Origin of the sequence: Marisediminitalea alba, assembly GCF_002993365.1 — a bacterium.
Classification (GTDB): domain Bacteria; phylum Pseudomonadota; class Gammaproteobacteria; order Enterobacterales; family Alteromonadaceae; genus Alteromonas; species Alteromonas alba.
On record NZ_PVNP01000054.1, the window covers coordinates 73,856 to 84,179 of the forward strand.

Annotated in this window: 11 protein-coding genes; 3 read left to right on the forward strand and 8 right to left on the reverse strand. The window is 48.2% G+C overall.

Annotated elements, in window-relative coordinates:
• Positions 1-2 precede the first annotated feature (2 nt).
• From C6Y40_RS07585 to traL, 3 genes are read right to left on the reverse strand one after another with little or no spacing between them, the layout of a single operon-like run.
• Complete coding sequence (locus C6Y40_RS07585; RefSeq protein WP_105934080.1) at positions 3-899, reverse strand: TraK domain-containing protein; 897 nt, start codon at positions 897-899, stop codon at positions 3-5.
• Positions 883-1,509: a TraE/TraK family type IV conjugative transfer system protein gene (locus tag C6Y40_RS07590; RefSeq protein WP_000667170.1), complete on the reverse strand. Its 627-nt coding sequence runs from the start codon at positions 1,507-1,509 to the stop codon at positions 883-885. The genes C6Y40_RS07585 and C6Y40_RS07590 overlap by 17 nt, the downstream gene beginning before the upstream one ends.
• Positions 1,506-1,787, reverse strand: coding sequence for a type IV conjugative transfer system protein TraL (gene traL / locus C6Y40_RS07595; RefSeq protein WP_000433891.1), 282 nt, complete (start codon positions 1,785-1,787; stop codon positions 1,506-1,508). Before traL ends, C6Y40_RS07590 begins: the two co-directional genes overlap by 4 nt.
• Positions 1,788-1,967: 180 nt before the next feature.
• Between traL and C6Y40_RS07600 the strand changes: the two genes are divergently transcribed.
• Both C6Y40_RS07600 and C6Y40_RS07605 read left to right on the forward strand, forming a co-directional pair.
• Positions 1,968-2,291 (forward strand): type II toxin-antitoxin system RelE/ParE family toxin, encoded by a 324-nt coding sequence (locus C6Y40_RS07600; protein WP_001896384.1) that lies wholly within the window; start codon positions 1,968-1,970, stop codon positions 2,289-2,291.
• A complete protein-coding gene (locus C6Y40_RS07605) occupies positions 2,288-2,566 on the forward strand; it encodes a helix-turn-helix domain-containing protein (protein WP_071701365.1) in 279 nt (92 codons plus the stop codon). Before C6Y40_RS07600 ends, C6Y40_RS07605 begins: the two co-directional genes overlap by 4 nt.
• A gap of 25 nt (positions 2,567-2,591) precedes the next feature.
• Here C6Y40_RS07605 and C6Y40_RS07610 read toward each other — a convergent pair whose 3' ends face one another.
• From C6Y40_RS07610 to C6Y40_RS07630, 5 genes are all read right to left on the reverse strand, one after another.
• Positions 2,592-3,227 carry an IncC plasmid conjugative DNA transfer DtrJ family protein gene (locus C6Y40_RS07610; RefSeq protein WP_105934071.1) on the reverse strand — a complete coding sequence of 212 codons (636 nt, stop codon included), beginning with the start codon at positions 3,225-3,227 and terminating at the stop codon, positions 2,592-2,594.
• A complete protein-coding gene (locus tag C6Y40_RS07615; protein WP_105934072.1) occupies positions 3,214-3,774 on the reverse strand; it encodes a conjugative transfer protein in 561 nt (186 codons plus the stop codon). The genes C6Y40_RS07610 and C6Y40_RS07615 overlap by 14 nt, the downstream gene beginning before the upstream one ends.
• Positions 3,775-3,783: 9 nt before the next feature.
• Positions 3,784-5,604, reverse strand: a complete 1,821-nt coding sequence (gene traD / locus C6Y40_RS07620; RefSeq protein WP_105934073.1) for a conjugative transfer system coupling protein TraD — start codon at positions 5,602-5,604, stop codon at positions 3,784-3,786.
• A 48-nt stretch (positions 5,605-5,652) separates the two neighbouring features.
• Positions 5,653-7,803, reverse strand: a complete 2,151-nt coding sequence (gene mobH, locus C6Y40_RS07625; protein WP_105934074.1) for a MobH family relaxase — start codon at positions 7,801-7,803, stop codon at positions 5,653-5,655.
• A 156-nt stretch (positions 7,804-7,959) separates the two neighbouring features.
• Positions 7,960-9,078, reverse strand: coding sequence for a DUF4268 domain-containing protein (locus tag C6Y40_RS07630; protein WP_240621872.1), 1,119 nt, complete (start codon positions 9,076-9,078; stop codon positions 7,960-7,962).
• 158 nt (positions 9,079-9,236) lie between these two features.
• Here C6Y40_RS07630 and C6Y40_RS07635 point away from each other — a divergent pair, with 158 nt between their 5' ends.
• Positions 9,237-10,181, forward strand: coding sequence for an IS5 family transposase (locus C6Y40_RS07635; protein WP_103284221.1), 945 nt, complete (start codon positions 9,237-9,239; stop codon positions 10,179-10,181).
• Positions 10,182-10,324 lie beyond the last annotated feature (143 nt).

Below are 10,324 nucleotides of genomic sequence, written 5' to 3' on the forward strand. Positions count from 1 at the left end.
CGTTATTCACCTCCCACAAGAAGCGAAGGTCGCTGACTTTCCACCGCTTCTTCACGATGATTGCGAACAACCACATACAACTCAGTCTTTTCACCCGGCAACAAGATATTGCGAGGCCAGTAGGCGCTTGCCACTATATCTGGTGCATGACAGGCTATTTCACTGGCTTCTATCGGCTCATCGGCAAAGCTTTCAACCAGTCCTACATAGACGGTGAAGTAATGTCCCGTCACAATTTGCCCCTGCTTAAAACCAAACTTTAAGCCAGGCTGAAAACATTTCGGGCTTGTGTCAGTTTGGCCAGCTAAACGGATGTCATAGCCTTGTGGTAACTCATTTAGTGCAAGGCGTCTGAGTAAATCACGTAAGCTATCGACGTATGGCTGAGCCGTTTCCCAAGAGGCGGCTTTTCGGTTCACGACGCCCTTAATAGGCCACTGCTGACCATCAATCGCTAAGGTGATTTCACGCGGTGGAATACGACGAGGTACTAAGGTGACAGATAATGCGGGCGCTTCCTGACCAGGCGGAGTGATGTAAAGTGAAACCGGTGATTCTTTGTCCGTGGCCACATATACAACATTCCCCTTGATTTGCGTCTGAGCATCACTGGTTGTTCTCACCTGAGGCGATTCAAACGGCGTCACAATCCGGTTCAGATGGCCAAGTGCTACAGGGATCAGTTCATTAACCCCCGGTGTCATCAGTAGCATTGTTGGCGTATCCGCTGCAACCGAATTGCTTTGAACCGGTGGATTTGCAGTAGCAGACTGCTTCATCACACTGGCTGGCACAATCGGCAATTCCACGTCTGCATACGACGCTTGTGATAACAGGACGCCACTCAAGCTAATTGCGATTAAGCTTGGTGTCATCCATCGACTAATTTTGGTTCGCATCATTCACCCTCCGGTTTTGCTCTTGGGTCAACTTTTCACGAACTCGCTTCGTTCTAGCTTGCCCCTCATACGTATCCATCCAGCTAAGTTTTGGACGGTATTGCTCAATATCGATATCAAACTCATAGGTGCGAGTTTGGCGCTGCTCATCTCCAGATGGTCCAGAGACCAAGGAATAACCGGTCACAAAGACATGGCCGGTTTCATACTCATACTCCACTTGTCTGGGTTGGAATTTGAGCGTGACTCGGTCTTCACGGATCTGTCTTGCCTGAATCTCCAGTGCATCGACCACTTGCTGGTACACCGCAGGTGAAAGTAGCGGCTCGATAGCAACCCGGATAAAGGACACATTGCCCGGCGTCACGTTGCCCATAAGCTCAGCCAGGTAGAGTCCCCAAGATTCCAGGTAAGGCTGAGTGGCCTGGTTTCGTGACACTTCAGCCGTTTCAGACAAGGTTGGTGGTTGAATGGCCACCACGGTATTGCGAGAAAATGCCGCTACCGCAAGCAGCAAGTTAGATAGCACCAGCACCGCAATCAGGAACCGTTGCCATCGGTTCTCTAATTGCGTGCCTTGCCATGATTTTAAAAACACGTCGAACTTCACGGCAGATAGCTCCTGATAAATGGGTTAGGGATTGTCTTGGCTTTGGTTGGCAACAGCCCGGCCCAGTAGATGGCGTGAAGAATAAAACCATCTGGGCGACCATCACGAAAACGCCGATAGAGCTTGGTTGTCACCAACCCCAACAGGCATAAAACCAAGGCATTACCGGTAAAAATGCCGATCACTAGCCCCAACAGAATGGGAGCCATCTCATCGGCACTCCAAAGCAGGAAGTGCGGCGGATCATCGATATAGGACGGAATACTCACAGGTTCCATAGTCACTCCTCGTTGTTTGAATTGAGAAGTGAAGGATGCCTTGAGATTGACAGGTTCAGTGGTCAGCTAGATGCCGAATTCTTGAAGATTTTGAGGGTTCTACTCAGACAAGACGGTTAAGTTCTAGACAAATCGCACAACCGGAGTTATCATTTATGATAACCTAAGTTAAGGATACCCATGAGCTGGAAGATCGACTTTTACGATGGTGTTGAGGATCAGATCCTCGATATGCCACCCAAAATACAAGCTCGCATGATTAAGCTTTTAGAGCTGATGGAAAAGCATGGTGCAAACTTAGGGCCTCCTCATACTGAGTCCATGGGCGATGGGTTATTTGAAATCCGAGCCAAAGCTCAAGAAGGTATTGGTAGAGGCTTATTTTGCTACTTAAAAGGGAAGCACATTTATGTGTTACACGCTTTTGTAAAAAAATCTCAAAAGACGCCCAAAAATGAGCTCAATCTTGCCAGAGATAGACAAAAAGAGGTTCAAAAATCATGAGTCTGCAAAAACTGAAACAACGTGCTTTAGCCAATACTGAAGTTAAGAATGAGTACGATAAGCTTGAGAGTGAGTTCAGCTTTATTGACCAATTGCTTACCATGAGAACAAAGGCAGGACTTACTCAAGAACAAGTTGCTGAAAGAATGCATACCCAAAAGAGTAACGTCAGTCGTTTAGAAAAAGGTAATGCCAATCCAAGTTGGTCAACTCTTCTAAAATATGCTCACGCATGTGGCTTTGAACTAACACTCAAGCCACAAAAAATGAGTTAACGTCACTCATGAGGCCTAACTGGCCTCATATCTTCTTCTGCAAGTGACTTAACGCCAACCCTGCCATCAATGCCAAGCTGATGATCAGCGACGGTAGCACCAACGGTGGAATAGCCAGCGGGGCGAACAATCCCATAAACAGCAAAATGACGCCTGAGCCCAGGATAATCATGCTGTAGCGGTGAATGATAGGGCTCGAAAAATCAAAGGTTGTTTTCTTAATCTTCCAGGTCATTAAGCCGTCCCACAGCGCCGGTAACATGAGAATAAGCGCAAAGGGCAACCAAACCATCAGCAAAGCAAATCGAGTGAACACTTGGTACAACACATCAAAAAATGCCTGAATACGGTCTTCCACCCAGACAAACCAAAAGCCTCCCATGTTCTCCATCCCTTTAGAACGCAGTCGCTGCTCTTCAGTGGGGATCAGAAAATCTCGCACAGATTGCTCCATCTGCGTATCCACAACCCATGACTGATACCAGCCATGGCTAGTTTGACCAATCCAATAGCTTGTTTGAGCGCCCAATTGATTTTGGATCATCTGCTTCTCTTTACTAATGACCCGGCCAGTCCAATCACCGGGCACTAAAACGCCAATGGCAATAATCTCCAGCATCAGCGCCAGACACAGCAGCCAAACCGACTTATGCTTGCTCATGCCAAACATCCTCTTCTACTCGAGCCAGCATGGCTGCAACGGTCGGCGTCATAATCCGGGCTTTAATCACTTGTTGAAGCCGCTTTGTCGTCGTATGGCCACTGACATAACGCACCTCGATGCGTCCTTCAGCCAAATACGCCATCCGATTTGGACGATTACGAATCCAGGAGTAGAAATACACACCATCCACGGCGGCCCACTCGAAATGGTCAGGATCACGCAGGCGAATCCCCGTTAAAGCACTGGCGGCAGTCCAGGTCAGTGCCTCAATGAAATGCCAAAGGCGTACACTGTCATCATCACAACTGACTTCTTCATAACTGCCCAGGCCATTACACAGACACAAATCAAAGATGGAATGGCCATCTAACGTGAACGCATCCGTTAAGTAGTCCGCCAAGCAATACACCGAGGCCAAAGCATGAGGCCAGTCGGTTTCAAGTAGTCTTAAGGTTTCCTTGAACTGGGGATTATGTTGCTGCCACTGAGCGATCATTTCTTTACTGGTAAGTGTTGTCATTTTCAGACAGACAGAATGATGCATACAGACTCCTTATGCTGCCTGTGTAGAGCTGGTTAAAATAGGAATGCGACCTTTGATCACGCGGCCACCTGAAAGCTTGGCGATGTACTCTAGGTTGGGGAGCTGGCCTAATAACTGCGGTGGAAACATATCGCCTTCTTCCTCCATCAAGCGTTCGCCATGATTGCCGGTAAACAACGCGGGGCTGTCCGAGTTGGACGACATACCTTGAGTTTGCATGATGTACTGCAACCGAGTCTTAGGCAGATTGTCGGTAATGTACTGCTGCGTTTCGGCATCCATCACCCGAAGGGCTATCAAGTTGTTGATATTACCTAACACCTGGCGAGCTTTAGCTTCACTGCCTGTACGAGCTGCAAAGTCAGCAAAGGTCTGAGTAGCAATCACACAACGCATTTTTGCGCCACGGCCTTTGTTGAGCAGTTGAATAAAGGGATCGTTGACGACTTCAGCCGCCTCATCGATGAAAATATTTACGGGACGATTTTCAACACCATAGTTATAGCGGTCACCGGCCACGGCGGTGAGATCGGATAAAAGCAACGAACCAATGGCGCTGCCAACCATGGCGTCGGTTAATGAATCCAAGCCGATATATGCCACTTGGGCATTGTTGATAATACGGCCAGAATCCGTAATTAACCGGCTGTCATCCACGTCGTTTGCAATAGGTGATAACAGTGGACCAAGTTCACTTGATGTGAGCATATTGAGCACCGGCATCAGTGAAGCCACCATCTTGGAATAGTGGGTTCTGTCATGCTCAAACATGCTCAAAAGGCCTTCCAAATCGGTGTTGGCGGCAACGGGCTGAATGCGTTCGTAGTAAAAAAGCAACATCGCCATGGCTTGTTTAGCCAAGGTATTGGCCTTTTCGGTAAAGCGCTTGATCTCCACACTAAAGTTCGGATACACCTGCTCACCCCATGCCGTGACGGCTTTTACTACCAAGCCTTCTGGGCCACCTTCCAAGAATCGTCTCAGTGTTTTCAGATCAGGACGTTGTGACGTAAGCAACAAACCTTGCACGATGTTATTCAGTGCCATTTGGCCAAAGGCTTTAAATGGATCAGCACCGGTTTCAGATGGGATTAGTGCCGCAATACGGCTGGCAATTTCAGTGCCTCGGTTAAAGTTTCTCAGGGGATTAAGACGTACTGAATGCTCTGGAAAACCCGGATGAAAATACACAAAGCGCTCAGGACTACCGGCGGCCATACAGGCTCGCTGCGCATTATCCTTAAGTTCCTTGTCTCCCTTAGGGTCAATAATAATCACGGCTTCATTACGCAAAATGGCCTGGGTGATCATCGCATCAAAGCATCGGGTTTTCCCTGCACCGGTCGTTCCGACAATTAAGGTATGCCCCTCAGTATGACCAACTGGTTGGTACACATCTTCTTCTTTGGGCTCGACACCATGAATCCAGGTCGAACCCATTTGCTTGCCATGGCCCTTGTTAAGCAAGGTTTGCTTATCCCGCTTTAAGATTTCATAAGCGCGTTGAGCATGGCGTTGGTCCCACTCAAAGCCATACCCTAACCACAATTCATCAGGATGTTTTGCCATCACTTTTTGCAAATGCGAAAGCGCCATAAAAGCCAATGGTTTGCCTTTTAGCCCCTTCTGTAATTTATAAAGACGGTAAGCCTCGGGCAGGCGGTACAACGCCATGCCCGAGGAAATCCCTGTCATCCACCAAAATGGCTCAGGTGGTAGCTCAGTCAGCATTTCTGCGGCAATTGCCCCAGTTGCCCCAACTAGCCAACCTGCTGCTGCCATAGCTTCATAGTTCGTGCGCCAGGGCATCTCATATGCGTTTTCTTTCATTCATGCTCCGCAAAATAACCGTTTGCAATCCGCTCAACTTCAAATGGATTAACGCTTAGCGTGAGCGGTAAACAGAACCGTTTCCCCCTCATCAAACTGGCATTGGTCACTAGCCGAGATCCCCCGAAGTAGCTGTCCGGCTGGAATGCCATGCTCCTTGGCGACTTGGCGTAAGGTTTGAATCGTGACGCGAATACCATCGGCACTATGATCCACGTCTGGGTAATCGCCATCGGTCAGTAAGATGGGCAAATCTTTCACAAAATTAACCATCTGTTGGCGCTGTGCGTGTTTGGGGTCTGTACTTGAGTTCGCATTGGGCGCAATCGGCTTTTGCTTACGCTCCGCTTTTGTGACGGGCTCTTTTGCTTGGGCATTGGTTGTATTAATTCGACTCGGACGCAGTGAAGTCTCTTCGTTCTGAATAGCTGCCGCCGGTTCTGCATCTTGTTTGGAGAGGTCTATCAGTACAGTTAGCACTTTTGAAATCGATACCTTCAGCAGTAACCCTTGCTCCTGAACTCCATCATTCGAGGTCACAGTTCTGGCCTTACGTGTTGGGTTTGCGGGATCTAATTCAAGCCAATCTAGTTGACTGAGTTCAGCAAGCAATTTTCGAGGAGCACACCAAGGCCTTACTGCATCGGGATAGAGGATCAGTATCTGTTCACCAACCATAACCAACGCACTGCTGGCCTCTGGGAGCCACGCCAAAGATTCAGGGAGATTCAATGCTTCTGCATGGTGCTGGTTTGCGTTATTCGCGATTGCAGCATTGCTTGAATCGTTTGGCTTTTCGCATTCATCACCTGGAGCATTTTCAGTTGCCTGAAGGTGATTAACATCACTGGCATGACGAAGTTCATCATCTTGTTCGGACGATTTTGTTGATGGCGACTCAGTCGAATTGCTGTGATCGATTGATGATGACTCTTCAGGCAAGTCTGAATGCTCACTGGAACGACTCTGAGGCTCTGCTTGTGTTTGCTGTGTTGCTTCCCACTCAGGTTTGCTGAACAGTCTCACGCTACTTGGTACATTCGAGCTGAACAATAAATCTGCCTCAGATATATGCAGCATGGGTAGCCAGATTGGCTTGTCGTCTTTGATCAGCACTTCAGGGGCAAGACTTTCATATCGCTCATTTGAGGTGGATTTCGTGGCCAACCCTCGTTCAATGAGGATGTCAGCAAGAGTATCGGGATCTCTTGGGATGCCAGGTATCTTGTCTTTGGCCAATAACTCAATGATGTCCTTAGCCGCGCTTTTCCAGACCAGGTAAAGATGGGTTGATTGATTTGATTTTCGTACCCAGACTCTGGCGTCTCGCTGATTGACCAGCCACTGGGAACTGGCAAGTAATCGCCTCATGGCATCAAGTAGATAGCGTTCGACTGGGACACCAAGGGCATTGTCGTCAACGGAAATTCGTTGAGCTTTCAGGTCTCGCTGGACACTGGTTTGGTCAGCTTCAATGACCAGTTTAGACAGGACATGCTCGGGATCGGTATTGCCAATTGCTTCCAGCATGGCTTGCAAAATTTCAGGGCCCGGCTGGGTTAACCAGGCGAGCAACTCAGGTGTCATCACCCGGTTTAACACCAGAATTGAGAATTGCTCGTGCCGCTTGCACCGTCCGTCGCGCCAGCGAATAAAATAGCGTTCAATGCTGTTATTAGTGATCCACTGAGATAAGGTTTCTAAAAAAGGGTTCCACTGATAGCGTCCATCTTCGTCTGTGATGGACAAGTCTGAAACAGGCTTACCAATATCATGGAACAAACCGCCAAGAGCCGCTGCAACACGCCACCTTGGCTCTAGCTCTTTTTTCTCAACTGGTGTGCCACTGGCAACAAAGATGATCCCTTCAGCTGCTTGTGCCGCCCAGAAAGCAACTTCCAACGAATGGCGTAATAAACCGCCAGCACCACTGTGATGATGATGCTCAGAAGCTGGCAACAAATGAACATAAGCAGCAAGATGGTCAATGCAGGGCTGAATCAGGCGTTGAAAATCACGCTGGTTAAAGCCAAGTACCTGGCGCAGTTTGGCAATTAGCTCGTCTTGTGTGGACTGCAAATCTTCAGGTGACGCAGCTGGCAACCCCTTCAGAAATGGCGGATAGCGTGGAATGTCCGCATCCAGTTGCGATGAAAGCTCTGGTAGTGCTTTGGCTTGAAAAAATAGGTTTTTGAACATAGTGAACCTCCGACACGATAGTGTGAAGGTTCAATCTGGCGTTGCTGGTTAATTAGATTCAAAGATTTAATACTTAAATGTGCGGACAATGTATTTAGGTCTTTTTGAACCCGATAAAATAAGCGCGTTGAAATACTAAAATTCAGGTTACGGGAATCAAGATACCTCTGCCGGTTTGTTTTTTAGCGCTTCAGCCGCTTTTTGCAGCGGCCCTTTTAAAGCTTTTTCTAACTTAGTCATCTGCTCTAAGTGCCACGCAACCGCTTTGGGCCACGTATCTTTATTGAAGCCGTCGGCTTTGGTCGAGAACTGAATACGACAAGATTTCTTTTCATCCAATCTCATCCATTCGAGCTCCGCACCAAATACTTGTTCAATGTCCTGTTTGGACCCAAGCAATGAATCAAAGAGATATTTATTCTCTTCGGTAATTCCACGGCTAATCCAAAGCTCAACTCGAAGCTCTTTTTGCAGAAAGATCAGGTTATACGGACAACCACTCAGTCCAGAACCTGCTGATAGCCAATGATCTTTACTCGGGCTAATGTTGTTGTAGAGCTGGCACGGACTTTTCTGAAACGCCTCTAAGGCTCGCTCCCAGTATTCGCGACGCACCGAATGGCGGTTTTTCAGTACCACTTCGGTCGTTTTTTCTTCCGCTTCTTTAGCATTAATACCGATCATCAGCTCCTTCGCTTCGGGCGTGGGGATGATCTGGTCAATATTGATGAGTAGCTGCTCACCCAACGAATAAGGGGTAATTTTGAAGCAAGCAATACTAATGCCTTGCCCCAATAGCCAAAGTGCAGTACTGGTCACTTCTTTGCGAAAGTTTGCCGCAACTAACATAATACGCTGGCTGTTACCTAGATTGAGCTTGACCTCATCCAGATCTGGCGCATCCAGAAATTCGCAAATTCTTTGACTGGCATTAAGTTCAGCAACTTGTGGGACATTTAATGGGTCAACTTCTCGTGTTACAGGTTGATAGCGGTCCAAGTACTGCTGGTAGATTTCAACTATTTGCGCTTTGGTCAAACTGGCGCAGTAAGAGGCATATTTAAGTGCCTGCCAGACCACATCACGACCGCTGTCATCCAGTTTATTTTCAATAATGACCAAGTTGCCATCTTTATCTAGCGCCAGTAAATCTAAGCGTTCGCGGGTATCATCAAACCCATCGAACTCCTTTTGTATAATCAACAACTCTTCACCCAGCGCGGAAGGCTCGTGTGCCACACCATTCCTGAAGATGTTTTCTCTCAGTAAAGCCAAGCTCACTAAACTTCTTTGTCCTAACAGGACTAATCCTGTTGGTTTGATGATTTACCGTGAACATGGTTATTTATCCTATTACTTAGGGAGACTCTGAATAAGTCCCCAAAATCAGCGATAATACGGCCATCGTCAACTGCATAGGATTCCGTGCTTTTATGGATCAGATCACTTTCTCCGAAGCCGAGTACCAGACCAAGAAGCGCAAGACACGTCGCGAGATCTTTCTGGATCGGATGGACAACCTGATTCCGTGGAAGCAGCTGGAGAAAAAGGTAGCCCGTTATTATCCCAAGGGTCAGAACGGACGGCCCCCGTATCCTTTGTCTGCCATGCTGCGAGTTCACTGCATGCAGTTGTTCTATAACCTCAGTGATCCCGCCATGGAAGACGCCCTGTACGAGATCGAATCCATGCGCCAGTTTGCTGGACTGAAGCTGGATCGTCTGCCGGACGAAACCACCATTCTTAAGTTCCGCCATTTTCTGGAGCAGCATGGCCTTGGCAAGGTACTGTTCAAAGAAGTGAATAAGCATCTTGAGAAAAACGGCCTGATGCTGCGTGAAGGCAGTATTGTCGATGCCACCATCATTTCTGCACCGAGTTCCACCAAGAACAAGACCGGCCAGCGTGATCCGGAAATGCATCAAACCAAGAAGGGTAATGAGTGGCGCTTCGGAATGAAGATGCACATCGGCGTCGATGACACGCTGGGCCTCATCCACAGTATTGATACCACCGCTGCCAACGTGCACGACATTGTGCCCACGGACAAGCTGCTGCATGGTGAAGAGCAACGGGTTTTCGGCGATGCCGGCTACCTCGGTATTCAAAAGCGGTCTGAACATAAGCACCGCCAGAATGTATCGTGGTACATCGCTACGCGCCCTGGGGCACGAAAAACGCTGGATGCTGAAAAGCTTAAAGCCGAGAAAATCAAAGCCAGCGTTCGTGCCAAGGTCGAGCATCCATTCCGGTACATAAAGCAGGTCTTTGGCTACAGCAAAGTTCGCTATCGTGGCTTGGCCAAGAACAACAACCGGTTGCATTTGCTGGCCGCGTTCAGCAACCTGCTTATTGGTGGAAAATACCTTCTGGCATAGGGCCAGTGCGCCTGTTTTCCGCCAAAATGGCGGGGAATGGGCAAAAAATATGCAAGCAACGGGGAAAATAGCGTCTGAATTTCATATTTTTGCCGGTTTATGCCGATGCTGGTGAAAATTGGCAGTTATTCAGACCTTCCTTA